The sequence below is a fragment of the Chitinilyticum piscinae genome (assembly GCF_015223195.1).
Taxonomy (GTDB): Bacteria; Pseudomonadota; Gammaproteobacteria; order Burkholderiales; family Chitinibacteraceae; genus Chitinilyticum; species Chitinilyticum piscinae.
Map to the genome: position 1 here is coordinate 792,957 of NZ_JADFUA010000001.1, position 23,398 is coordinate 816,354.

22 protein-coding genes are annotated in these 23,398 nt (G+C 61.7%); 6 read left to right on the forward strand and 16 right to left on the reverse strand.

From position 1 onward, the window contains the following. Positions 1-10: 10 nt before the first annotated feature. Positions 11-1,189: a GTPase ObgE gene (gene obgE / locus INR99_RS03645; protein WP_194114917.1), complete on the forward strand. Its 1,179-nt coding sequence runs from the start codon at positions 11-13 to the stop codon at positions 1,187-1,189. Between the two features lie 60 nt (positions 1,190-1,249). On the opposite strand, the gene rfbC is transcribed toward obgE, so the two are convergent. The 14 genes from rfbC to INR99_RS03715 all read right to left on the reverse strand — a co-directional run bounded on the left by rfbC (position 1,250) and on the right by INR99_RS03715 (position 14,389). Next, positions 1,250-1,792: a dTDP-4-dehydrorhamnose 3,5-epimerase gene (gene rfbC / locus INR99_RS03650; protein ID WP_194114918.1), complete on the reverse strand. Its 543-nt coding sequence runs from the start codon at positions 1,790-1,792 to the stop codon at positions 1,250-1,252. A gap of 10 nt (positions 1,793-1,802) precedes the next feature. Further along, positions 1,803-2,681 (reverse strand): glucose-1-phosphate thymidylyltransferase RfbA, encoded by an 879-nt coding sequence (rfbA, locus tag INR99_RS03655; protein ID WP_194114919.1) that lies wholly within the window; start codon positions 2,679-2,681, stop codon positions 1,803-1,805. A gap of 15 nt (positions 2,682-2,696) precedes the next feature. Beyond that, positions 2,697-3,602 (reverse strand): dTDP-4-dehydrorhamnose reductase, encoded by a 906-nt coding sequence (gene rfbD / locus INR99_RS03660; protein ID WP_228098048.1) that lies wholly within the window; start codon positions 3,600-3,602, stop codon positions 2,697-2,699. Positions 3,603-3,604: 2 nt separating this feature from the next. After that, on the reverse strand, positions 3,605-4,663 hold the full coding sequence (gene rfbB / locus INR99_RS03665; RefSeq protein ID WP_194114921.1) for a dTDP-glucose 4,6-dehydratase: 1,059 nt from the start codon (positions 4,661-4,663) through the stop codon (positions 3,605-3,607). A gap of 116 nt (positions 4,664-4,779) precedes the next feature. Next, the gene (locus INR99_RS03670) at positions 4,780-5,853 is read right to left on the reverse strand and encodes a CAP domain-containing protein (protein WP_194114922.1); all 1,074 of its coding nucleotides are present in this window, start codon (positions 5,851-5,853) and stop codon (positions 4,780-4,782) included. A 103-nt stretch (positions 5,854-5,956) separates the two neighbouring features. Next, positions 5,957-7,015 (reverse strand): threonine aldolase family protein, encoded by a 1,059-nt coding sequence (locus INR99_RS03675; protein ID WP_194114923.1) that lies wholly within the window; start codon positions 7,013-7,015, stop codon positions 5,957-5,959. 165 nt (positions 7,016-7,180) lie between these two features. After that, a complete protein-coding gene (locus tag INR99_RS03680) occupies positions 7,181-7,474 on the reverse strand; it encodes a DUF1330 domain-containing protein (protein ID WP_194114924.1) in 294 nt (97 codons plus the stop codon). A 93-nt stretch (positions 7,475-7,567) separates the two neighbouring features. Continuing rightward, positions 7,568-8,023, reverse strand: a complete 456-nt coding sequence (locus INR99_RS03685; RefSeq protein ID WP_194114925.1) for a type II toxin-antitoxin system RatA family toxin — start codon at positions 8,021-8,023, stop codon at positions 7,568-7,570. Positions 8,024-8,108: 85 nt separating this feature from the next. Further along, positions 8,109-8,834 (reverse strand): S4 domain-containing protein, encoded by a 726-nt coding sequence (locus INR99_RS03690; protein ID WP_194114926.1) that lies wholly within the window; start codon positions 8,832-8,834, stop codon positions 8,109-8,111. A 93-nt stretch (positions 8,835-8,927) separates the two neighbouring features. Beyond that, positions 8,928-9,899 (reverse strand): sulfite exporter TauE/SafE family protein, encoded by a 972-nt coding sequence (locus tag INR99_RS03695; RefSeq protein WP_194114927.1) that lies wholly within the window; start codon positions 9,897-9,899, stop codon positions 8,928-8,930. 91 nt (positions 9,900-9,990) lie between these two features. After that, complete coding sequence (locus tag INR99_RS03700) at positions 9,991-10,617, reverse strand: hypothetical protein (protein WP_194114928.1); 627 nt, start codon at positions 10,615-10,617, stop codon at positions 9,991-9,993. A 41-nt stretch (positions 10,618-10,658) separates the two neighbouring features. Further along, positions 10,659-11,876, reverse strand: coding sequence for a GDSL-type esterase/lipase family protein (locus tag INR99_RS03705; RefSeq protein ID WP_194114929.1), 1,218 nt, complete (start codon positions 11,874-11,876; stop codon positions 10,659-10,661). Next, positions 11,873-12,964, reverse strand: coding sequence for an SGNH/GDSL hydrolase family protein (locus tag INR99_RS03710; protein WP_194114930.1), 1,092 nt, complete (start codon positions 12,962-12,964; stop codon positions 11,873-11,875). Before INR99_RS03710 ends, INR99_RS03705 begins: the two co-directional genes overlap by 4 nt. A gap of 18 nt (positions 12,965-12,982) precedes the next feature. Then, positions 12,983-14,389 carry an MBOAT family O-acyltransferase gene (locus INR99_RS03715; RefSeq protein WP_194114931.1) on the reverse strand — a complete coding sequence of 469 codons (1,407 nt, stop codon included), beginning with the start codon at positions 14,387-14,389 and terminating at the stop codon, positions 12,983-12,985. A gap of 306 nt (positions 14,390-14,695) precedes the next feature. Here INR99_RS03715 and INR99_RS03720 point away from each other — a divergent pair, with 306 nt between their 5' ends. From INR99_RS03720 to INR99_RS03740, 5 genes are all read left to right on the forward strand, one after another. Continuing rightward, complete coding sequence (locus tag INR99_RS03720; protein WP_194114932.1) at positions 14,696-15,436, forward strand: M48 family metalloprotease; 741 nt, start codon at positions 14,696-14,698, stop codon at positions 15,434-15,436. A gap of 128 nt (positions 15,437-15,564) precedes the next feature. Continuing rightward, a complete protein-coding gene (locus INR99_RS03725) occupies positions 15,565-16,818 on the forward strand; it encodes a hypothetical protein (RefSeq protein WP_194114933.1) in 1,254 nt (417 codons plus the stop codon). A gap of 7 nt (positions 16,819-16,825) precedes the next feature. Then, positions 16,826-17,488 (forward strand): hypothetical protein, encoded by a 663-nt coding sequence (locus tag INR99_RS03730; protein WP_194114934.1) that lies wholly within the window; start codon positions 16,826-16,828, stop codon positions 17,486-17,488. A gap of 1 nt (position 17,489) precedes the next feature. Beyond that, entirely contained in the window at positions 17,490-20,291 is a 2,802-nt protein-coding gene (locus INR99_RS03735; RefSeq protein WP_194114935.1) for an ATP-binding protein, read from the forward strand. Next, entirely contained in the window at positions 20,288-20,683 is a 396-nt protein-coding gene (locus tag INR99_RS03740) for a DUF6841 family protein (RefSeq protein WP_194114936.1), read from the forward strand. The genes INR99_RS03735 and INR99_RS03740 overlap by 4 nt, the downstream gene beginning before the upstream one ends. Here INR99_RS03740 and INR99_RS03745 read toward each other — a convergent pair. Together INR99_RS03745 and INR99_RS03750 are read right to left on the reverse strand one after the other, a co-directional pair. Then, entirely contained in the window at positions 20,659-22,452 is a 1,794-nt protein-coding gene (locus INR99_RS03745; protein WP_194114937.1) for a diguanylate cyclase domain-containing protein, read from the reverse strand. The genes INR99_RS03740 and INR99_RS03745 overlap by 25 nt on opposite strands. Next, positions 22,449-23,315: a transporter substrate-binding domain-containing protein gene (locus INR99_RS03750; RefSeq protein ID WP_194114938.1), complete on the reverse strand. Its 867-nt coding sequence runs from the start codon at positions 23,313-23,315 to the stop codon at positions 22,449-22,451. The genes INR99_RS03745 and INR99_RS03750 overlap by 4 nt, the downstream gene beginning before the upstream one ends. Positions 23,316-23,398 lie beyond the last annotated feature (83 nt).

Below are 23,398 nucleotides of genomic sequence, written 5' to 3' on the forward strand. Positions count from 1 at the left end.
AGGCGACAGCATGAAATTCATCGACGAAGCACGCATCGAAGTGATCGCCGGCAAGGGCGGCAATGGTTCGGCCAGCATGCGCCGTGAAAAATACATTCCCCGCGGCGGCCCCGATGGCGGAGACGGCGGCAAGGGGGGCTCGGTCTGGGCCGTGGCTGACGAGGGCATCAATACGCTGGTTGAATACCGCTTCGTCAAGAAGTACAAGGCGGCCGACGGTGAATCGGGCAAGGGATCCGATCGTTACGGTGCGGGTGGTGAAGACATCGAGCTGCGCATGCCGGTGGGCACCGTCATCACTGATAACGAAACCGGCGAGCTGGTCGCTGATCTGACCAAGAATGGCGAACGCATTTGCATCGCCAAGGGCGGCAATGGCGGCTTTGGCAACCTGCACTTCAAGTCTTCGACCAACCGTGCACCGCGCCAGACCACGCCGGGGCTGGAGGGCGAACGCCGCGAGCTGAAGCTGGAGTTGAAGGTACTGGCCGATATCGGCCTGCTGGGCATGCCAAATGCGGGCAAGTCCACCTTCATTCGCGCTGTGTCGGCCGCCAAACCCAAGGTTGCCGATTATCCCTTCACCACGCTGCACCCCAATCTGGGCGTGGTGCGCATCGATGATTCGCGCAGCTTTGTGATCGCCGACATTCCGGGGCTGATCGAAGGCGCTTCCGAAGGCGCAGGCCTTGGCCACCGTTTCCTGAAGCACCTGCAGCGTACTGGCATTTTGTTGCATCTGGTAGATCTGGCCCCCTTTGATGAAGGCGTTGACCCGGTTGCCGAGGCGCGTGCAATTGTCGAAGAACTGCGCAAGTACGACGAAGAGCTCTACAACAAGCCGCGCTGGCTGGTGCTCAACAAGCTGGACATGATTCCGGACGACGAGCGCGCTGCGCGTGTGGCGGCTTTCCTGGAGAGCTATGGCTGGCAGGCGGGGGATGACAGCGAATTCGCTGAGTTTGATCCCAACCGCCCACGCCTGTTCACGATTTCCGGCATGACGGGCGAGGGCTGCCGCGAGCTGACCTACGCGATTGCCGATTATCTGGATGCCGCGCGCGCCAAACTGCGCGAACTGGAAGACGCCCGCAAGGCCGCTGAAGATGCCGAACTGGCTGCCCGCCGCAAGGTGGTGTTCGAGGACGAAGTCGAAGACGACGAAGAAGGCGAGATCGGCGAAGCCTGATAGCTTTGCCTGACAGCAAAAAGGCCTGCATTTGCAGGCCTTTTTGCTGTCAATGGCGCCTCAGAATTCGGCGTTCGCCAGTAGCGGGGCCTGCGCGTCTTTGGTGGCCAGAATCGGTTGCTCTGCCAAGGGCCAGGCGATGGCGAGTTCGGGGTCGTTCCAGCGCAGCGAACGTTCGAGTTCGGGGTGCCAGAAGTCGGTCGTCTTATAAAGAAACTCTGCCGTCTCGCTGACGACCTGAAAACCATGCGCAAATCCTTCCGGGATCCATAGCTGTCGTTTGTTTTCGGCGGACAGCAGGGTGCCAACCCATTTCCCGAAGGTGGATGAATTCCGACGCAAATCCACCGCCACATCAAAGACCTCTCCCTGCACGCAACGTACCAGCTTTCCCTGCGGGTGTGGCGGCAACTGATAATGCAGACCGCGCAAAACATTCCGGTTGGAGCGGGAATGGTTATCCTGCACGAAGTGGACTCTGCGGCTGATGGCTTCGTCAAAGCGCTGCTGATTGAAACTCTCGAAGAAAAACCCTCGATCATCACCAAAAACACGCGGTTCGATAATCAGGACGTCAGGAATGCTGGTGGGAGTAACGATCATGGTTTATATGCTAGCTCTCGCTAGCCAGTTGCAGTAGATAGCGGCCGTAGCTGGTCTTTTTCAGGGGCTGTGCAAGAGACTCCAACTGTGGGGAAGTAATCCATTGTTGGCGGTAGGCAACCTCTTCTGGGGAGGCAACCTTGAGCCCTTGGCGTTGTTCGATGGTCTGGATGAAAAGGCTGGCTTCCAGCATGGATTCATGGGTGCCGGTATCCAGCCAAGCGTAGCCACGCCCCATGGTCTGGACATCCAGTTGACCGCTCTGCAGATAGGCCACATTCACATCGGTAATTTCCAGTTCACCACGGCTTGATGGCTTGATGCTTCTGGCAACATCAATGACCGTGTTGTCGTAGAAATACAGCCCGGTTATGGCGTAGTTCGACTTCGGGATGGCGGGCTTCTCTTCGATGGACAGGGCCCGCCCCTGCCGGTCGAATTCGACAACACCGTAACGTTCCGGATCATTGACGTGGTAGGCGAAAACCGTGGCGCCTCTTGCCTTGCCGGCCGCATGCTGCAGCAATTGCGCGAAGTCGTGACCGTAGAAAATATTGTCCCCAAGTACCAGGGCGACATTGTCGTTGCCAATAAACGATTCGCCGATCAGGAAGGCCTGTGCCAGTCCATCCGGGCTGGGCTGGATGGCGTAACTCAGGGAAATGCCCCACTGGCTGCCGTCACCCAGCAACTGTTCAAAGCGGGGCGTATCCTGCGGGGTTGAGATGACCAGAATCTCGCGAATCCCCGCCAGCATCAGCGTGCAGAGCGGGTAGTAGATCATCGGCTTGTCATAAATCGGCAGCAGCTGTTTGCTGACTGCGATTGTAGCGGGGTACAGGCGGGTGCCTGAGCCCCCTGCCAGAATGATGCCTTTGCGCTGTGTCATCCGGTAGTCCTTGTTCTATCTGTTGGTGAGCAAAGCAATCACCTGGGTGACGCCCAGCTCCCAGTGGGGGAGTTGCAGGCCGAAGGTGGTGCGGAGCTTGCTTGTATCCAGCCGGGAGTTGCTTGGTCGGGGTGCGGGGAGTGGATAGGCACTGCTCGGTATGGGAATGATTGAATCCGGCATACATTGCAATATATAAGCGTGAATCTTGCATAAACGGTTGATTGTGTGCGCATACCCATGCCAACTGGTCTCGCCGCTGGCGGCCAGATGATACAGGCCATACGGGAAAAGCTCAGGACGGCCTTCGCGCAGATAGTGTCCGAGAATCTGTGCCGTGACGTCAGCCAGCAGTGCAGCAGATGTTGGCGCACCGAACTGGTCGGCGACAACGCGAAGCTCGTCGCGTTCGCGCATTAGTCGCAGCATGGTCTTGAGAAAATTGTTGCCATGAGCACCATACACCCAGCTGGTGCGGAAAATCAGCTGGCGGCAGCCGCTGGCGCTGATTGCTGCTTCTCCGCCCAGCTTGCTGCGGCCATACACCGACAGGGGGTTACAGGAATCATGCTCTACATAGCAGCCTGTTTTGCCGCCATCGAAGACATAATCGGTTGAGAAATGTACCAGTAGGGCGTCATGCTCTGCTGCCCATTCAGCCAGTACCGCTGGAGCTGTGGTGTTGACGGCAATTGCGGTTGCAATGTCGGTTTCCGCCTTGTCCACCGCAGTATACGCCGCCGGATTGACGATAATGTCTGGCCGGATCTGGTCCAGTATTGCCCGCAAGGAGTCGGGGCACCCAAGGTCGAAGGTCTTGCGGTCCGGTGCTTCAATTCGGCCAAGCACGGAGAGGCTGCGCTGCAGCTCGAAACCGACTTGTCCGCTGCTTCCGGTTAGCAGGATGGTCGCGTTCTGCATGCTCAGGCTCCGTACTGGGTGTTGATCCAGTCGCGATAGGCTCCGGAGGTAACGTTGGCGATCCAGTCGTGATTGTCCAGATACCATTGCACTGTCTTGCGGATACCGGACTCGAAGGTCTCGGCCGGTTTCCAGCCGAGCTCGCGTTGCAGCTTGCCGGCATCGATGGCATAGCGGCGATCGTGTCCGGGCCGGTCGGCCACAAACGAGATCTGTGCGGCATAGGCCCTGCCGTCCTGGCGCGGGCGCAATTCATCAAGCAGGGCACAGATGGTCTGTACCACTTCCAGATTGGTCTTTTCGTTCCAGCCGCCGACATTGTAGGTTTCGCCGCAGCAGCCTGCTTCCAGCACGCGCCGGATGGCAGAGCAATGATCCTTCACGAACAGCCAGTCGCGGATCTGCTGGCCATCGCCGTAGATGGGGAGTGTCTTGCCGGCCAGCGCATTCAGGATGATCAGCGGGATCAGTTTTTCCGGGAAATGATAGGGTCCGTAGTTGTTCGAGCAGTTGGTCGTGAGTACCGGCAGACCGTAGGTGTGATGCCATGCGCGCACCAGGTGGTCGCTTGCTGCTTTGGATGCCGAGTACGGGCTGTTCGGTTCGTAGCGGTTGGTTTCGGCAAACGCAGGATCACTTGCCCTCAGGGTGCCATAGACTTCATCCGTGGAAACATGCAGGAAGCGGAAGGCGGCCTGTTCGGTAGCGGATAAGTTACTCCAGTAGCCGCGTACGCTCTCAAGCAGGTTGAATATCCCGAGCACATTCGTCTGGATAAATTCGCCGGGGCCATGGATCGAGCGGTCTACATGGGATTCCGCCGCAAAGTTGATCACTGCACGCGGCCTGTGCTGGCTTAGCAATGCGTCGACCAGTGTGCGATCACCGATATCACCCTGGATAAAGTGATGGCGCGCGTCGCCCTGTACGGACTTGAGGGTGTCCAGATTGCCGGCGTAGGTCAGCTTGTCCAGATTGATGACGGGTTCATTGCTGCCGGCAAGCCAGTCCAGCACAAAATTCCCGCCAATAAAGCCGGCACCGCCGGTTACTAGAATCATATGAGCCTCTTCAATACGGTGTAGCAGAGGGTCGCGGCAAGGCCGTGGATGCGAATAACCCGATGATATCCGCTCGGGGTGTCACAGACATGCGTCTGTGTTTGGTCACTGGTTGCCTAGCTGCCCGGCGGACCAAGCTGGATCAGCTGACGTGCATTGCCATATTCGTCGTCATCGATTCTCACCCAGCATTCCGGCCCGTATTTCAGTTCGCCAGTATAGGTCATGGAGAGTCGTGCACCATCAACACGCTCGATGTGGAAACAGTTGGCCGCGTAGCTGATTTTGCCAGAAAGCGAATCCAGATCGATGGTCAGCTGGTCGCCGATGCCGGGCAGGCGTTGTGCACTTTGCCCTGGTGTTGCGCTGCCAAGCGTGGCAGCAACCCGCGCCAGTGTCTGGAACGACCAGTTGCGTGTGACTGGCTGGCCTGCCAGTGTTCCGCTGAAGCGGACATCGTAGCGCGTCCCGGGATGCAGCGGCTGATTGGGCATCAGCATGGCCCAGTTGTTTTCCTGGGTGGGTAGCTGGCGACTGCTGACCGGTTTGCCCTGTTGATCCAGCAGCAGCCATTCGCCGATTTCCAGTACGGCGTTAGCGTGCAGCGAGAGAATATAACCGCTTTTCGCGACGCCATCGGGCAACGGGCTCGGGTTTTCTTCGTGGCTGGCAAACTGCGGGCTGAAGGCCTGCAAGGGACCGGCCGCAAGTGGCCAGTGTGCCAGCAGTGCCTCTTTGCGTGGGAGGCTGGTCTTGCCGGTTGTGATCACAACGGTCCGCGAGCCATCTGCCAGTCGGGCAGAGCCCAGCCCGATGCGCTGCATGCCGGGGTCGAGCAGTACGTTGCGATGCAGCGGACCTTTCAGCAGGGCACGCAGCGCCGCAAGCGGGTTGGCACTGGCCGATTCATACAGCACCTCCCAGCAGCCCCCGCTGTCTCCCTGTGCCTTGCAGCGCGCCGTGGGCGTGGTGCCGGTAAAGCCGGTTTGTCCGGCACTTTCGCCATGCCCCGCACCGGGGAGGGCAGCCAGATAATCGGCATGAGCCTGAGCGGCCTTGGTGAGCGCGGGATCCGCTTGCAGAACGGGAATGCCGGTTTCGCGACGGATGATATTCAGCGTTTCGATTTCATCGGCACTGGCCAGCGTGGCCAGACAGCAGGAAAAAAAGGCGAGGCAGAAACGAAGCATGGCTTTACCGCACGGGAAAAGCATATATTACGCACTAAGTCAGCAATAGGCGATGCGGTTTTGCCTTTGGTGGCCGAAAGGCTGCAGAGGCCAGTGCCTCAGATCAGCGCACGCTCGGTGCCGCCATGGTTTCGATGATGGCCTCGCGCAGCGCCTGCAACAAGGCGTCGACATCGTCGGGCTGCGTGGCCCATGAGCTGACGAAGCGTGCGCCGCTCTCATTGATGAAGCCATAGAACACCCAGCCCCTGGCCTTCAGGCGTTCCTGTACGCGGCCGTCGATTCTGGCGAACACCGCGTTGGCCTCGACCGGGAACAGCAGTTCGATGCCGGGGATCTGGCGCAAGCCCTCGGCCAGTCGCGTCGCCATCGCGTTGGCATGTGCCGCATGCCTGAGCCACACTCCCTCTTGCAGCATGCCGACCCATGGGGCGGACAGGTAGCGCATTTTGGAGGCCAGTTGCCCGGCCTGTTTGCAGCGGTAGGCGAAATCCTCGGCCAGTGTCGGTTCGAAAAAGACAATCGCTTCGCCCACCGGCATGCCCTGTTTGGTGCCGCCCAGCGACATCACCTCGATGCCGGCTCGCCAGCTCAGCTCGGCTGGGCTGCAGCCCAGGCTGGCCAGAGCATTGGCAAAGCGAGCGCCATCCATGTGCGTGTGCAGCCCCAGCCGTTTGGCATGCGCGCAGACTTCGCGCAGCTCGGCTGGCGTGTAGACGGTGCCGCTTTCGGTGGATTGCGTCAGCGTCACCACCTTGGGTTTGGGGTAGTGGATATCGCTGCGCCGTGCGACCAGCCGGTCGATTTCATTGGCGTCGAGCTTGCCGTTGGCGCCGCGCCCCAGCAGCAGCTTGGTGCCGTTGGAGAAGAACTCCGGCCCGCCGCACTCGTCGGTCTCGACGTGCGCCTGCTCGTGGCAGATCACGCTGTGATAACTCTGGCACAGCGACGCCAGTGCCAGCGAATTGGCCGCCGTGCCGTTGAAGACAAAAAACACCTCGGCCTGCGGGCAGGCGAACGCCTGGCGGATTGCGTCGCTGGCCTGGGCGGTCCAGTCATCCATGCCATAGGAGGCCTGGCAACCGCGATCCGCGGCCAGCAGCGCCTCGAGCGCCTCGGGGCAGATGCCGGCGGTGTTGTCACTGGCAAAGTCGTAACGCATGCGCTGCTCCCGGGACCAAACTGTCCGAATGAATATCACTGCGCATTATAGGGAGAGCATGCTGCCGTGCAGATCGGGGGAAACCGCAGTTTCCAGTTGTTTCATGGGTATGATCGTAAGGGCTATATCGAACGGCTTATTTAAGCTGATAGGGTGTTGGGTATATCAGTTGTCACCCAGCCCTTCGACAATCACGATATCCAGCTCCCCTGCGCCGAGCCGCAATTCGCGTGCGGCCTGATACGCCGGAGAGGCCCAGCAGGCCTGCGCCTGCGCGTAGCTCGGAAACTCGATAATGGAATTGCGGCTGCGCGTACTGCCTTCGACGCATTCGAACTGCCCGGCGCGCGCCAGAAAGCGGCCGCCGAAGCTGGCGAGAATCTCCGGGGTTTGCGCAGCGTACTCGCGAAAACGCGCCATGTCGGTGACATCGGCACGGACGATCCAATAGCCCTTCATTAATCAATTTCCCATTCTTGAATACAGCGATTGCATCGGATGTTCCTTCGCGCTGGTGCCCCGCGCATTTCCAGGCTGGTCATGCCGCGTGGGTCACGCCTTCGCCGCATAATGCTGCTCGGCATAGTCGGTCAGCGCACGGATGCGCTTTCTGGTTTCGCGCTTGAACTGATAGCCGAGTACCGGCGTCAGCAGCCAGGACAACCATTTCGGTTTGGTGGTGAGATGGTAACTGAACCGAACCATGGTTCGATTCGGCGAAATCTCCCGGAATTGCCAGCCGCCGGCAAACTGGTCAAATACGTAAGGCCCCTTGACCAGCTTCACGGCTGCCACGGCGTTGGGTTTGTAGGATACATAAACCGTATCCATCGACAGTCCGTTGTGTGCCGTGCAGCGAACCAGTGCGCCTGCGCATGGTTCACTGGCATCGACCAGATAGGCCTCTTTGGTGAGCGGATCCCACCTGGCTCTTAACGCATAGTCCTGAGTGAGGGCAAACAGTGCTTCGGCAGAGGCGTTTACCTCGAAATCGTAGCGGATCTTCATCGGTGCAATCCCTCGGGTAGCGGTATTGCATCGTAGCAAGCGGATGGCGACTTGCCATGACTGACAAGCCGAAAAATCGCGGATTTCAGATGCGCTCGCTGGAGCCCACATACCGCCACTTGCCCGATTCCAGCGGGCCCAGTGCCAGGCGGCCGATGCGGATGCGTTTGACGGCAGTCAGCGTCAGCCCCGCTGCTTCGGCGAGTTCGCCCAGCCACAGCGCAGGCGGATTGCGCAGCACGATACGGATCTGCTGTTCGCTCTGGCGCGAGGCCTTGAAGCCCTTGAGCGGGACCTCACGAAAGCGGGCGGTCTTTTCCAGCTTGCTGATCTGCTCGGGGGTGACCGCTTCCTCGACCCAGAGCAGGTATTCCAGCTCGCAATCCTTGCGGATGCGATCCGCCAGATGCTTGTCCTGTGTGAGCACCACAAGCCCGGTGGCTGCTTCGGCCAGTGCGGCCGGCAGGTGCTGCTGGTCCAGGTGGCGACGCAGCGGGTAGATACCGCTCTGGTCCGAGGGTGACTGGCGCGATTTGCCCAGCAGCGGACGCGCTTCGTCCAGCCATTTTTCTCCGGCCATATCGATGCCGGCAGGCTTGTTCAGAATCAGTGTGACACTGTCGGGCTGATTCTGCCGCACTTCTTCCGAGAGGGTGACTTTCTGCCCGCGCTTGACGCGGCTGCCCAGCGTGTCGACGACCTTGCCGTCGACCATGACGCGGCCGGTCTCGATCAGGCGGTCGGCCTCGCTGCGGGAACACAGGCCCAGTTCGGCCATGTATTTGGAAAGACGGAGGGTTTCGTGGTCCATGCGGGCTGCCTTGCAAAGCGGAGGGAGAATGCAAAACAGGCTGGTGCACACCAGCCTGCCTTGGCGCAATTATAGCCCTTTAAGGCGAGCCGGTCAGGCCAGTGCCTTGTAGAGGTTGTAGCAGCTCAGGAGGCTGATCAGGCTGCCGACCAGCCACAGCAGCGTGCGGGTCGAGAGCTTTTTCACCAGGACGGCGGCGAAGGGGGCGGCAAACAGCCCGCCGAAAATCAGGCCCGCGATCAGAATCCAGTGGTCGACTTCGGCCCACAGCAGGAAGGCACCGCCGGTGGCCAGCGCGATGAAGAATTCAGCGGCGTTGACCGAGCCGATGGTGGTGCGCGGGTCATTGCCGCGGCCAACGAGCGTGGAGGTCACAACCGGCCCCCAGCCACCGCCGCCGACGGCATCGACAAAACCGCCGGTGAGCGCCAGCTTGCTGACATGCTTGAGCTCGCCCTGCGGGCGCGGGCGACTGCCCAGAAAGGCCTTGCGCAGGATGACCAGACCCAGGATCAGCAGGTAGGCGGCAATAAAGGGCTTGAGCAGCTTGCCGTCGATGCTGGTCAACAGATATGCGCCAGCCACCCCGCCGATCACACCGGGGATGACCAGGCGGCGGAACAGCTTTTTGTCGACGTTGCCGAGCTTGAAATGCGAGGCACCGGAAAAGCCGGTGGTGAAGACTTCGGCAATGTGCACGGCGGCCGAGGCGGCGGCCGGACTTGCGCCGGTGCCGATCAGGAAGGTGGTCGAGCTGATGCCGTAGGCCATGCCCAGTGCGCCGTCGATGGCCTGCGCGGCAAACCCGACGGCCACGGCGGCCCAGAATTCCGGCGAGGTCAGAACACGCTGCGCCACGCCGGCAAACTGCGACTGGCTCGCGGTATCCAGGTGCCCGATCGTGTAGACCAGCCCGGCCAGCAGTACCAGGGTCCCCAGTAGCAGCACCGGCATGCTGCGCCAGCGCGGCGTGGCAATGCGGTCGGCGTCGCTGGGCGGGATGCCGAGTGCGGCGTGTTCGCGGTTGACGGCGTTGTCGCTGTGCTGGATGGGGCGGATTTTCATGAGTGGCTGCGGTGCTATTGGAGTACAGCCGGAATGCTAACGCGCCACCTTATATGCAAATAAATACTTTAATCGAATTTGTATATTCAAATTAGAGATAAGTGAGCGGAAAGTAGGCAATCATCGCACCGGCCAGCAGCATCAGTGGCAAGGCCAGCCACAGCAAACGGGAAAACGGTGCGGCAGGGCTGGCCAGCCAGTCCGGACGGACAAAGGCGAAATGCAGGCCGCGACCGGCGTCATGGCACAGATTCCACAGTATTCCGGCCGAGCAATACAGCAGTGAGGACAGGTAGAGGTTGGATAGCCAGGTTTCCGGGTAGTCGCCATCACGCAGTACCAGATAGCCGTCATAGCTCCACGAGGCGCTGAACAGCCAGCACACCACTGCGAGAAAGACGTCCATTGCCACAGCCTGGCGCCGGCAGGCTCGCCAAAGTATGCCGACGGCCCATGGTGCGGAAAGGAAGGTAAGCACCGACATGAACAGTGCATCGGCGTAATCCCAGGTCGGATCGCCGGTGTAGGGGGCGATCAGTACGAAGCTGGTCGTGGCCAGTGCCGCGCTCAGCCACTTCCAGCGCTGCAGGATAAACCGCATGTAACCGGCATGGCGCCGGGCCAGCGCCCTCCGCTGGCTACATGCCAGAATCAGTGCCAGAGCACACACCAGCAGCCAGCCGTAGAGATAGATGCTCAGAATTGGGTGTGCCTGCATTTGTGTATGCTCCGGTAGGCTGGAATTTGTATGGCTTTGAGCTACATACGCTTGCCGGTATTAGTGGTGGCTGCCAGCTTCTTCTGGCCATACAGCCGCATCATGGCGTCATACAGCGCAACACCGCTCTGCTCGTAGCCTTCCGGCGAGAGGTGAACCAGATCCGGGCGCGCCAGTGGCGGATTGCGGCTGGCCCAGTTCTGGATGGCGCAATTGCCGCCCATGGCGTCAGCCCAGTCCCAGTACAGCAGGTGTTCCTGATTGGCGATTTCGCGCTGGATCTGTTGCACGCGCAAGAGATTGGGCGCCAGACCGTACTGCTCGCAGCCTGCGGCGACACCGCCCCCCTTCTTGGCCGAGCTGGGGGCACCGACCAGCAGGATGGCCGCTTCCGGAGCGCCGCGCTTGAGCATGCGCACCGCCGAGCGCAACTCGGCTCGGTAAGTGACATCGACGAATTTGGGGTCGAAGGCTTCGTTGGTGCCGTAGGCCAGCACGATCAGATCGGGTTTGCGCCAGCGCAGCTGTTCCTGCAGCAGCTCCGGATTCCAGTTTTGCAGCACGCGCACCTGCGCACCGACAATGCCCAGGCTGTCGTAGCTGACACCGGGGTTGAGCCGGTCGAGCACCAGTCCGCCCAACTCGCTGCCGTTGCCATCATTGCGCAGCCGGATCGGGGTAGCGGCCCACGGGCTGAACATCACATTGTATTCATCCCAGCCCGCCTTGCTGCGCGGAGGCAGATCCCGCGTTTCGCCATTGGGCAGTGTCACGGTCCAGCCACCTGCTGCCGGACTGCTGCGTGTCCAGACCGACAGGCGCCACAGGCCGTCTGCCAGCGGCGTCTTCGGGGCGATTTCGATTTCCGCACCGGGAGCCGGGCGGTTGATGATCCCGCCGACCGGAAAATCACCGGGGCTGTATGTGCTGCGGCTGATCTGCGTCTGCCAGTCGCCCTTCATGCGCTGGAAGACCAGCGCCGAGCGCTGGTTGGTCACATAACCCGGTGTCAGCCAGCCGTAGCCGGCATCGCCGAAGCGAGCCTGCAGGCGTTCGCGGATTGCATGGGTGAAGTATTCGCCGGCGGTGTGCGAATCCCCCAGTTGCAGAATGCGTACCGTGTCGCTGCCGTTGCCGGATTCCAGCGCGGCAAACTGGCGCCAGACGCGCTGGGCATTCAGGTCGCCATAATCGATGATTTCGGCCGCGTGCAGCGGCCCGGCGAGGAAGGTGGCTGCCAGCAGCCAGTGCCGGATCATTGCGCCTCCGCAGCGGCTGGCAGCTGGAACTGCGCGAGAATGGCGTCGGCGAGTTTTTGCTGGCCGGCGCGGGTGAAGTGCACGCCGTCGTCGGTACGCATGGCGACCTTGCGCTCACCTTCCATGCGGTATTTGTTGTAGGCCGGTCCGCTGCCGACGATGTCCTGGGTCGGTACGAAACGCGCGTGCCGCTCCAGTGTTTCCCGCTCGAAAAGCTGGTTCAGAGTCGGCACACCGGCATTGATCTTGTCCTTGCCCATGGCGGGGGCGCCCAGCCAGACCACCTCGACCTTGTTGTTCTGCGCGTACTGCAGGATGTCGGCAATGCGTGCTTCGTATTCACTTTGCCAGCGGGCCGTGCCGAAGCGCTCGTACTTGCCGTCCAGAATCATGTCCCAGGTATCGTTGGCGCCAAGGAAGACCACCAGGGTCGTAATGCCGTGCTGCGGCACCAGTGTTTTGACTGTCTTGGGCCAGTCGAAATAGCCGGGATAGGTCAGGCCGGTACTCTGCTTGCTGGCGTCAACGCTGGCGATGCCGTATTCGCGCTGCAAGGTGCGGATGGCCAGCGGCGCCACGCCCTGCATCATCGAATCGCCGATGAACAGGACCTTGTCTTTCTGTGTGAGAACGATCTTGCCGTCGTTGCTGCGACGTCCGCCGACCAGTGCAGGCGAGACGGGCTGGCCATGGGCGTACTGCGCCATATTGATGGCCAGCGCGCTGCGGCCGACGGATGAGACGCTCGCGGGCAGAGCCGAGCTCATGGCAAGAGATGGCAGGGTCGATGGGGTACTGACCGGACCATGCAGCAGGATATTCGCGGCGGTGACCATGCGGGTGCTGGCGGAATCCAGCCAGCCGGCAAGGCTGAGGAAGGGCTCTTCCATTTCCTGATTGATTTCGCTGCCCATCTGGCCGAGCGGGCTTTGCGAGAAGGGGGCCAGCCCGCTTTCGCGGTGGCGGGTCTGCTGCCAGTAGGTATCCAGCGCCGTATGCCGCAGCCACACGATCAGCAGCAGCGTGCCGATCAGGGTGAGCACGATCTGGAAGGGGGGCACGTTGGAGGGGGCGGTAGTGGCTTGCATCGCGAGAAACCGGTTCGATCAATACTGATAGTAGATAAAGGCGGGCACCCCGCTGGGGGCGAGCATGATGATGCCCTGCACCAGCCCGGCCAGCGGCAGTGGCTTGATGTACCAGGGCAGGCGGCGAAGGCCGGCCAGCAGCCGGTCGCGCAAGCGGCTGCTGTAGCGCCAGAAGACGAAGCAGGCGGCAACAAAGGCAAATCCACCCAGGACGTTCAGTTGCAGGCGCGGCGAAAAATGGCCCAGACTCGCCAGATAGTGGGTCGCATCCCAGGCGCTGTCGGCGCGGAAATAGACCCAGGCGATGCAGACAAAATGAAAGGTGATGACCATGGCCAGCCACTCCGGCATGTGCCACGGCGTTGCGCGGCGGCGCTGCAGTTCGTCCCAGGCATTCTGCACCACCATGCCGCCACCGTGCAGGGCGCCCCAGAACAGATACTTGATGCTTGCGCCATGCCAGAGACCGCTGATCACCATGGCACTGAACAGATTGAGCTGCGTGCGCCCCCAGCCGGCCCGGCTGCCACCCAGCGGGATATAGACGAAATCACGGATCCAGCTCGACAGCGTGATATGCCAGCGCCGCCAGAAATCGCGCAGGCTGGTCGCCAGATAGGGCTGGTTGAAATTCTGCGGCAGCTGGTAACCCAGCAGCAGTGCCAGTGCGATCACCAGTTCGGTGTAGCCGCTGAAATCAAAATAGATCTGCAGCGCGTAGGCATACATGCCCAGCAGCAGTTCCAGCCCGTGATAGGCATCCGGATTGGCGAACAGCGGGGTAACCCAGGCATCGGCCAGCCAGCTGGCCAGCCAGATTTTCTTGGTCAGCGCGGAAATGAGCAGCACCAGCGCCAGATCGGCTTCGCGGACGTGACGGGTTTCGGTGCTTTGCAATTGCTTGAGCAGGCCTTCCGGACGGCAGATCGGACCGGCCAGCAAGGAAGGAAAGAATGACAGATACAGCAGGGTGTCCAGGGGCTTGGCCGGCACGTATTTGCCTTTGGCCACACTGACGAGATAGGCAATGGCCTGGAAGGTGTAAAAGGAAATGCCGACCGGCATCAGGATATCAAGCGGTGGCAGTACCCAGCCAAGATGCAAGCCATCCATCAGGGTCTGCATCTGATCGCGGAAAAAATCGTAGTACTTGAATACGGCCAGATTGACGACCGAGGCCGCGATGCCGCCGGCAGTCCAGTGCCGGCGATAAGTCTGTGACCTGGCCATGCCTTGTACGCACAGCATGACCACGCCGCTGTAGAGAAACAGGATCAGCGCGAAACGCCAGTCGAGCAAGCCATAAAAGAGATAACTGGCCGCCAGTAGCAGCCATTTCTGTGGCTGAACCCAGCGTTGCAATCCCCAGTAGAGCAAGAGAAAAGCGGTAAAGGCCAGTGCGAATTCGGGGGAAAGGTAACTCATGGGCGGGTGTGTAATGCAATTCGCCATCATTCTACCTTGCAGCGGGTGCAATGTGTGGCGTTACGGCTGAAAGGCGACGACTTTTCTTGGCGCCATGCGGATATTTCCGGCCTGCCTGGGGATGATCGGGGCGGGCTGCCGCTTGGCTGGCCCTGAGGCTGACACCTTGTCGGCGATAGTGTGAAATCGATCACGGCAAGGCTTGCAATTCGCTTTGAAATGCTTACTCAAAAATTGCGGGTGTGGTATTTTGCGTCCGCCAATAACATGTACAAAGGAAAAACCGTGCAATCCAAGCTTCAAGCAATGCTGCTGTCCGTGGTTCTCGTCGCCGGCTCTGCTTCGGCGCTCGACCTGAACAAGCTGGTCGGCTCCAAGGACACCGTTGATTCTGCAGTCAAGGCGGCCACGTTCAGTGATGCTGACGCCCGCGCCATGGCGGATGCGGCGTGCCAGGAAAGCGATCTGGGTAACCGGATCGCCAGCGACAAGAGCAAATATGGCAAGCGTCTGGCTGTTATCAGCAAGAAAATGGGCAATGAGATCAACGGTATTCCTGTGAATTACAAGGTGTACGAGACCAATGAAGTGAACGCCTGGGCAATGGCCAACGGCTGCATCCGGGTATACAGCGGCTTGATGGATATGATGACCGATGACGAAGTGATCGGTGTACTGGGGCATGAAATGGGCCACGTGGCGCTGGGCCACACCAAGAAGGCCTATCAGATGGCGTATGCCACTGCCGCCGCTCGCAGTGCTGCGGGTACTTTCGGCAACAAGAACATCCAGGAACTGAGCAAATCCGATCTGGGCTTGCTGACCGAGAATCTGATCAACGCACAGTTCTCCCAATCGCAGGAACTGGATGCCGACAACTTCAGCTTCGATCTGCTGACCAAGAAAAACCTCAATCGCGAAGCGCTGGCCAGTGCGTTTCGCAAGCTGGAAAAGCTCAGCGGCAACGATCACAGCCTGATGAGCTCGCATCCGGCCTCGGCAGATCGTGCCAAGAACGTCGAAACCCGCATCGCATCGGGCAAGTAAGCGCATAACTGAGCAGACCAGCGGCCGGGCTTGCCCGGCCGTTGTCATTTCGGCGCGCTGCTCTGCGGCCATAGTCGTTCAGCGCTGCGACAGGTTAGAATCGCGCTCCGTCTGTAGTACTGCCAGTCATGTCCGATTCCCACGACCTTGCCGATCTGCTCGCGCCCGGCCTCGCGCCCGCCGACATTCCCGCGCTCAGCGCCCTGCTGGGCGCGCGCGGCCTGTTGTCGGCCTTCATCACGCTGTTTCGTGGTGGCGAGGACGAGGTGCTGCTGCGCATTCTAGTGCTGCGCGAAATCGGTCTGCGCGCCGCTGCGCCGCGCTGGTCCAGCCAGGAGTTGCTCAACCATTTCGCCTATCTGAACGCGACCAAGCTCGAAACCGTGCTCAAGCGTTTCAGCAAGGACGGCCTCCTGGTGTGGGACAGTGACGACCAGCTTTACAGCCTGTCGACCACCGGCCGCGTCGTGCTGGCCGCCATTTCCAGCCTGACCCAGTTTGCCGAGGAGGATGCCGAGCTCGGTTACCTCACCGCGCAGGTGGCGGCCGGTCAGTCTGTCGGCGATGTGGCGCCCGACGCGCTGCAGCACCTGCTGGCGCGCCTCAACGAATTGCACTCCGATTTCGAGGCTGCGCTCGAATCGCAATCCGAATTCCAGATCAAGGCCGCGCGCAAGCAGCTTGATAGCGTCTGGCGCTGGGTCGAAAAGGGCACCGAAATCATCCGCAGCGTGCTCGAAGACGAACATACCGGCTACGCCGAGCATCAGGTGGCGCAGGCGATCGCGCTGGCGCAGGCGCGCATGCTGCGCCTCACCAGCGTGTTCCACCGGCGCCTGAACGAACTGGCTGCGCAGCGCGTGCATCTGGGCGAATCGGGGCTGACGTCTAGCAATATCGCCGACTGGCTGCGCAACCAGAGCCAGGACACGCTGGCCAATCTGGGGCGTGATCTGCTGAGCTTCCACCCCGAGCCCAGCTGCGTGGTGTCCGACGTACTGCTCGACATCACCGAATTCGAGCTGCTGGAACGCGAGCGCGACAGCCACGAGCTCATGGCACTGCCGGCCTCGCAGGCGGCCCTGGAGGTCGGCGAAGTCGAAGCCGAACAGCTGCTCGCCGCCGATGCCTTTTATACTGACTTGCAGGGTATTGCCTCAGAGGTAACTATTTCAAAGGCTGTACTGGCTGATACCTACGAAGAAACCGTTTACCGCCTCTCGCTGCTGTCGCTCTTAGGCGACGCCGAAGTGGCGCTGGAAAATTCGGTGGTCGCCGACATCGTGCGCCTGCCCTTCGCGCTGGAGCTCGATGCCAGCGTCGAAACCCTCGATCACCCCGCCGTCGCCGCGATGACCCGCGGGCGGCTGCGACCGTTTTGAGACCCCCATGGATCAGGCATTGAATATCCTGCTGGCCAAATTGCTGGCGCAACGCTTTATCCCGCGCAGCGACCCGCTGGCGCGGCGCGCGCTGGTCGACGAGACCTTCCGTGAAGGGCTTGAGCGCCGGCTGGACGACTGCGGCATGCAGTTGCTGGAGAACCCTTACGCGCAATACATCGCCATCGGCCTGAAGCCCGAAATGGAAGACTGGGTGTTCGGCGAGGGCGAGAACTGGCTGTCGAACAATATGGGCCTGCCGCGCGATGCGATTGCACTGCTGGTGGTGGTGTGGGCGCTGATTATCCTGCCCAAGCGCGAGCGCCAGATTGCGCGCGCGGCGCAGGTGGGCGATACGCAATCGGACCTGTTCGGCGCGGACAAGCCGATCACGCATGGGGAGGAAGTCTCCAGTGGTGTGCCGGAAGACGCGATCTACGCCGATTTCGGCAAGAAGCTCGGCGGCAAGGCGCGTTTTGCGATGAACCTTGGGCAACTGGCCAAGCTGGGCTTTGTGGTTCGCCGCAACAAGATGATTTACGAGGGGCCCTTGCTTGATTTGATGCTTGATTACTCGAAGCTCGCACCACGCATCATCAATGGTGCCTTGGCCGAGGTGCTGCAATTGTCCGGAACGCAACTGGCGCTTGATACCGAGGGGGAGGACTGAGATGTTCCAGATCCGCGAACTCGAAATGATCCACTGGGATTTCTGGCAGGCCATCAAGGTGCCGCTGGATTCGCAGATCGTCACCATCGTCGGCCCGAACGGCTCCGGCAAGACCACGCTGCTCGATGCCTTGCGCACGCTGTTGGCGCTGAAGTGCTCGGGGCGGCGCGATTACAAGCGCTATGTGCGCAACAACCGTGCGCAGTACGCCTGGCTGCGCGGCGTGGTGAACAATCCGCAGCGCGCCGGTGGCGGGCTGTTTCCCTATCTGTTTTTCCCGGCCACCAGCGACGTGGTCACGCTGTTCTGCCGCATCAAGAAGCAGGGCGGTGACTGGGTACGTCAGTACGCGATCGCCGAGGGCGACGTGCAGCTGGTCGACGGCGTGGAAAGCCAGCTCTCCTGGCTGGGCGTGAACGAATACCGCCGCCGCCTGGAAGCCGCCGGGCTCACGCCGGCGATTGCCGAGGTGCTGGCGCTGGAGCAGGGCGATACCGACAAGCTGTGCGAATACTCGCCGAAAGCCTTGCTCGATCTGGTGTTCCAGGTGTTCGGCGACAAGCAGGTGCTCGATTACTACCAGGAAGCCAAACTGCGCCTGAAGGAAGCCGAAGATGAGCTGGGCAAGATGGAGCAGCAGCTCACCACGCTGGGGCTGGAAGCCGAACGCCTGCGGCTGCGCGCCAACAGCTTTGTCGAATGGCAGAGCCTGCACGCCGACGTGATCCGGCTGGAGCAGGATGTGATTCCGGCGCTGCGCTACGTCGAGCAGTGGGACAGCCTGCGCGGCTACATCAACCAGTTCCGCGGCGCGCGCCGGTCCTTGCGCGAAAAGCAGAACGAGCTGGACGAGCTGGATCGGCAGTTCCACGCGCTGGATGCACTGCTCTCCAGCGCGCACGGTGGCGAGCAGGCCGCCAAGGCGCAATACGATGAGGCCTTCACGGCGTTCCAGGTTGCGCGCGATGTGGCGCGCGATACCGAAAAGCTGCTCAAGGAAGCGGAGCGCCTGCGCGCCCTGGCGGCCAGTGAACACGGCAGCGACGCCGTTGCACTCGCCGACCAGCTGGCGGCACTGAAGGAGCAGGAGTCCCAGCTCAAGCAGGCGCTGCGCGACATGAAGACCGAGCGCGAGCAATTGTCCGAAACCCAGTTCGCCCTGCAGCAGGGTCGTGCGCCGTCGCCGGATTTCGTGCGCAGTTTGCGCGCCGCGCTGGACGAGGCCGGCATCGGCCACCACATGCTGACCGAGCTGGTCGAGGTGCGCGATTCCAGCTGGCAGGAGGCCATCGAGGCGCTGCTGGCGCCGTACCGCCACATCGTGCTGCTCAGCCGTGACACGGACAAGCGCCGCGCGTGGGAAATCGGCCAGCAGCTGCGCTACCGCCACTTCATCGTCCCGGATGTCGAGCCTGCGCCGCGCGCCAATGCCGGCTCGGTGCTGGAAATCGTCGACTTCCGCGGCCCGGTGCCGGCCTGGCTGACCGGTCTGCTCAACCGCACGCAGCGCGTGCGCTCGGTCGAGGCTGGCGCGCATGTCGATGGCGACTGGATCACCCGCGAGGGATTCCACAAGGAGCGGCGCGGTGCGCGCGACATCAGCGTGCGCCCCGGCGACCATGCCTTCGGCGAAGCCGCACGCCTGTCGCGCCTGACCGCGACCAGCCGTCGTCTGAAAGAGCTGAACGAGGAAATCCTCGACGAAGAAACCCGCCTGCAGGGCATCGCCGGCGAAATCAGCACGCTGCAGAAGCAGCTGATGGGCATGCAGGCCGTGGTGCAGCTGGCCGCACGGCAGGAAGAATTCGCACTGGCCGCCGCGCGCTGGCCGGACGACGAGGCGCGAGCCCAGCAGGCCGGCGCGGCCTTCGCCGCCGCGCAGGCCGCGTGGGAAACCGCGCGCGCGCAGCAGGCCGACGAACGCGTGCAGCACGGCCGGCTGGCCGACCAGCGCGAACGGCTGGCGAAAGCGGTGGCGCAGCAGCTCGAACAACTGGCGCGCCAGCGTGACGAACAGAGCCGGCTGATGCGCAATCTGCGCGCCGCCAAGAAGGAGCTGCCCGAGTCGCTGGCGAGCGCCAGTGCGTTGCGCGAGCTGAAGGACAAGTTCAACAGCGTGCAGGCCGTGCGCTACCTGATCGAGCAGGAAAGGCAGCGGCTGGACGGCGGCGACTGGGAAACTGATCCCGCCATCCTCGCACGCCGTGACAAGCTGGCCAACGACTACGCGCTGCTGGAGCGCGACGCGCTGCAGCACCGGCAGGATGCCGAGCGCACCGGTCAGCTGACCGACGAAGCGCGCGGCGCCTACATCAACAAGCTGCGCGCGACCGTGCGCGCCTATGGAAAGAATCTCGCCAAGCTCGGCGAACTCTCCGGTATCCATGTCGAAACCGAACTGCCGCATCTGGACAACGACGACCTGACGCTGGCGCAGGCCGGCCTCACCGTGCGCTTCAACTTCGACCAGAAGGGCATGATGGGCCTGAACGACGGCGAGGCGTCCGGCGGCCAGCAGGTGATGAAGTCGTTGATCTTGTTGATTGGCCTGATGATGGACGAGAGCAATCCGTCCGGCTTCGTGTTCATCGACGAACCCTTTGCCCACCTCGACATCTTCAACATCGACCGCGTGGGCGGCTTCCTGAAAGCCACCGAGGCGCAATACCTGATCACTACGCCGCTGACGCACAACACCAATGTCTACGGGCCTTCCGAGCTGACGCTGACCACGCGCAAGAAACAGCCGGGCGAAACCTGGGCGCCGGTGATCATGCAGACACGCCGGCGCGTGGCGGCGTGACGGTTCCGCAGGATCTGGCCGACTGGCTGGAAGAGTACAGCGCCGCCTTCAACGCGCTCGATGGCGATGCTGTCGCCGAGCTGTACGTCGAGCCCTGCCAGATCGTGCAGGGTGGGCGTGTCGCGCACTGGCCGGATCGCGCCGCAGTGGCGGCGAATATGCGTGCCTTGTGTGCGCAGTACCGCGGCCAGGGGTATCAGCAAGCGCATGCAGAAATCCGGCATTGCCGAATGCTGGGCGAGATGAATGCACTACTTGATGTGTTCTGGCGGGTCAGCCGCAGTGGTGAGCGATCGCCGTGGAATTTCTGCACGGCCTATCATTTGCTGAGAACGGCACAGGGCTGGCAGGTGCTGTTGTGTGTGGCTTACGAGGAAATGCCGCTGGGCTGAGTGTTTCCCCCGGGGGTATAGGTCGCAAAGCGGCTTCTGCCGCCATTTTTGGCGCTATACATGGCTTCATCGGCGTGGCGGAGCAGCGTTGCGGCATCCCCGCCATCGCGCGGATAGAATGCCATGCCGATGCTGCCGGAGATGCGCACGGCAACGCCCTCCAGCTCACAGGGTTCGGCCAGTGCCGCCAGGATTTTCTCCCCGGTCAGTTGCGCTTCGCCGCCCGGGCCCAGTTCATCAAGCAGCATGACAAATTCGTCGCCGCCCAAGCGGCTGATGGTATCGCTGCCGCGCAAGGTGCGTTCCAGGCGGCGTGCCACTTCGATCAGCAGCAGATCGCCGATGCGGTGCCCCAACCCGTCATTGATGGCCTTGAAGTGATCCAGATCCAGAAAGGCAACGGCAAACTGCCCGCCATTCCGCTCGCCTTGCTGGCAGGCATGCGTGATGCGGTCGGTGAACAGCAGTCGGTTGGGCAGCTGGGTCAGCGGATCGTGGTAGGCCAGATATTCGGCGCGCAGTTTCTCGCTCACATCCAGCAGTACCACCAGTATCCGCCCCGACGGATTGAACTCGTCGTGTTCGCAGGTGGCGGTCAGCAGTGCAGACACTTGCCCGCCCTGCTTGCGCTGCAGTCCCAGTACCAGCCCCTGGCTGCGCCCCTCCTGGGCGAGCTGAGGCAGCACCTGATTGCGAAAACGGCTGGCAGAGTCCTGATCCATGAACTCCGTTGCCACCGTGCCGAGTACCTCGTGCTGTGCGTAACCCATGGTTTGCAGCCAGAGTTGGTTGACACTGCTGATGACGCCGGCCGCATCACAGGAAAACAGCAGGGCAGGGGTCTGCTGATAGAGCGCACGGTAGCGCCGCTCGCTCAGTTGCAGTGCCAGACTCGCCGAGCGATTCATCTCCAGTGCGACGGCCAGCAACAGTGGCGGCAGCAAGGTGGCCAGAATCGGCAGATAGAACAGCGCAGTCCCCCAGGAATACAGGGTCGGCGGGGGCGCCAGGGTTCCGAGGCTGATCAGCAGACAGATGGTAAAGGACACAAGCGCGTTGGCGATCAGTACGCCGGACAAGCCCAGCCGGTAGGCGATGTAAAAGAGTGGCAGGCTGGCATAGATGAAGGGAAACGGCAGCAGCTGCATCGCCAGTACCGTAACGGCGATGGCCAGCAGCAGGTGTGCCAGCAGTTCAAGCCGGGCAACGCTGCGCAGGTAGTTGGATAAACCCTGATTCGTGATCCAGACCGCTAGAGGGAGTAGCGAAACGCCGCCGATCATGCTGCCTTCGAGCCAGTGCAGCAGTAGGTGCAACGATAGCGGAATACCGCCTGAGCCCAGCAGGATGGCGGTGAGGGCCGTGCCCAGGAGCACAGGCAGGCAGACGCCCAGCCAGATCAGGCGGATGGTGTTGCGCAGGCTGAAGAAAAAACCCGAACTTAGCCCGGTGCGTCGCAGCAGCCACGCGCCAGCCAGCATCTCGCCGAGATTGCCGGGAATAAAGCGCATGGCCTGTATGACATCCGTACCACCCAGCAGATTCGCCAGCAGGATTGCTCCGGCCAGCCAGGCCACCGGCCAGCCCCAGAACCGGTAGGGCAGCCGGCTCAGTGTGGCAATCCCGACCGCATTGGCAAACCAGATGATGGCAATTCCGCCTGCCCGGAATAGCCAGATGGAGAGCATGGCCAGCAACAGATACGCCAGTGCCATGGTGATATTGGCGTATAGGGACAGCCGTGCCGTGTGGTGAGCGCGCTCGTTCATGAACGCCCCCGGCGGCGGAAATGCTGGCGTAGTAGCAGCACGATCGCGCCCGCGAGCAAGCCGAGCCCTGCCCCCGTCAGGATCTGGCGCTGCATGTTTTGCGCAGGTGCACCGGAGCGGCTCAGCCAGCGTGCCAGAATGGCTTGCCGGCGGGTATCGTCAAATTGCCGCAGCGCCCGGTCAAGGCGTTCGCCGATATCCGGGCGGGAGAGCGGATAGGCAAAGCTGAGCTGGTAGTCAAAGCCAATCTGCTGAGCTACCCGCCAGTCACGATAGGCAATGGTGTCGCCGGTAAAGATGGCGCTGGCCAGATCAATGACTACACCACGGACTTTTCCTTCTTGCAGTAGCCGCATGCCTGCACGGTCATCGCTGACAGCTTGCCACTGCACGGCCGGATAGCGTTCCCGGACAAATGCTTCCACGGCGTAGCCTCTGCCGACTGCGACGGGTTGCCGGGCCAGTTTGTCCAGGGTACTGCTGGTCTGCTCCGGCATGAGCAGCACGGCGGGGATGCTTACATACGGACGGGTAAAACCGAGAAAGCGGGCGCGCTCCGGTGTCGGGCGCAGCGACGAGATCAGGTCGACCTGCCCGGCTTCGGCGCGCTGCAGAATGGTATCCAGTGGCGCTGGGGGCTGCAGCTCCAGTTCCAGTTCGGCATCGGGCAAGAGGGCGAGCAGCAATTCATAGGAAAGCCCCTGAACTTGCCCGCTTTCGCTGGCATAAATGAAGGGGCCGTAGTTCTGTTCCGGAGCGAAGCGCACCCGCAAGCGTTCCGCGGCCGTGGCAGAGGCCGCCAGTGCAACAAGCAGCAGGCCGCACAGCCATAAGCCGGCGCCAGGATACGGGACGGGTTTCATCCCCCTACTCTAGGTGCTCAGCGGCGGATTGAAAGTGGTGGATGGCTGGTGCTGGCAGGATTCCGACTGACGGTTGTGGAAAG

Excerpts from the sequence above, each read along its gene's own strand:
- obgE (WP_194114917.1), top strand. The coding sequence starts at position 11 with ATGAAATTCATCGACGAAGCACGCATCGAAGTGATCGCCGGCAAGGGC.
- rfbC (WP_194114918.1), bottom strand. The coding sequence starts at position 1,792 with ATGATCGTTACTCCCACCAGCATTCCTGACGTCCTGATTATCGAACCG.
- rfbA (WP_194114919.1), bottom strand. The coding sequence starts at position 2,681 with ATGACACAGCGCAAAGGCATCATTCTGGCAGGGGGCTCAGGCACCCGC.
- rfbD (WP_228098048.1), bottom strand. The coding sequence starts at position 3,602 with ATGCAGAACGCGACCATCCTGCTAACCGGAAGCAGCGGACAAGTCGGT.
- rfbB (WP_194114921.1), bottom strand. The coding sequence starts at position 4,663 with ATGATTCTAGTAACCGGCGGTGCCGGCTTTATTGGCGGGAATTTTGTG.
- INR99_RS03670 (WP_194114922.1), bottom strand. The coding sequence starts at position 5,853 with ATGCTTCGTTTCTGCCTCGCCTTTTTTTCCTGCTGTCTGGCCACGCTG.
- INR99_RS03675 (WP_194114923.1), bottom strand. The coding sequence starts at position 7,015 with ATGCGTTACGACTTTGCCAGTGACAACACCGCCGGCATCTGCCCCGAG.
- INR99_RS03680 (WP_194114924.1), bottom strand. The coding sequence starts at position 7,474 with ATGAAGGGCTATTGGATCGTCCGTGCCGATGTCACCGACATGGCGCGT.
- INR99_RS03685 (WP_194114925.1), bottom strand. The coding sequence starts at position 8,023 with ATGAAGATCCGCTACGATTTCGAGGTAAACGCCTCTGCCGAAGCACTG.
- INR99_RS03690 (WP_194114926.1), bottom strand. The coding sequence starts at position 8,834 with ATGGACCACGAAACCCTCCGTCTTTCCAAATACATGGCCGAACTGGGC.
- INR99_RS03695 (WP_194114927.1), bottom strand. The coding sequence starts at position 9,899 with ATGAAAATCCGCCCCATCCAGCACAGCGACAACGCCGTCAACCGCGAA.
- INR99_RS03700 (WP_194114928.1), bottom strand. The coding sequence starts at position 10,617 with ATGCAGGCACACCCAATTCTGAGCATCTATCTCTACGGCTGGCTGCTG.
- INR99_RS03705 (WP_194114929.1), bottom strand. The coding sequence starts at position 11,876 with ATGATCCGGCACTGGCTGCTGGCAGCCACCTTCCTCGCCGGGCCGCTG.
- INR99_RS03710 (WP_194114930.1), bottom strand. The coding sequence starts at position 12,964 with ATGCAAGCCACTACCGCCCCCTCCAACGTGCCCCCCTTCCAGATCGTG.
- INR99_RS03715 (WP_194114931.1), bottom strand. The coding sequence starts at position 14,389 with ATGAGTTACCTTTCCCCCGAATTCGCACTGGCCTTTACCGCTTTTCTC.
- INR99_RS03720 (WP_194114932.1), top strand. The coding sequence starts at position 14,696 with ATGCTGCTGTCCGTGGTTCTCGTCGCCGGCTCTGCTTCGGCGCTCGAC.
- INR99_RS03725 (WP_194114933.1), top strand. The coding sequence starts at position 15,565 with ATGTCCGATTCCCACGACCTTGCCGATCTGCTCGCGCCCGGCCTCGCG.
- INR99_RS03730 (WP_194114934.1), top strand. The coding sequence starts at position 16,826 with ATGGATCAGGCATTGAATATCCTGCTGGCCAAATTGCTGGCGCAACGC.
- INR99_RS03735 (WP_194114935.1), top strand. The coding sequence starts at position 17,490 with ATGTTCCAGATCCGCGAACTCGAAATGATCCACTGGGATTTCTGGCAG.
- INR99_RS03745 (WP_194114937.1), bottom strand. The coding sequence starts at position 22,452 with ATGAACGAGCGCGCTCACCACACGGCACGGCTGTCCCTATACGCCAAT.
- INR99_RS03750 (WP_194114938.1), bottom strand. The coding sequence starts at position 23,315 with ATGAAACCCGTCCCGTATCCTGGCGCCGGCTTATGGCTGTGCGGCCTG.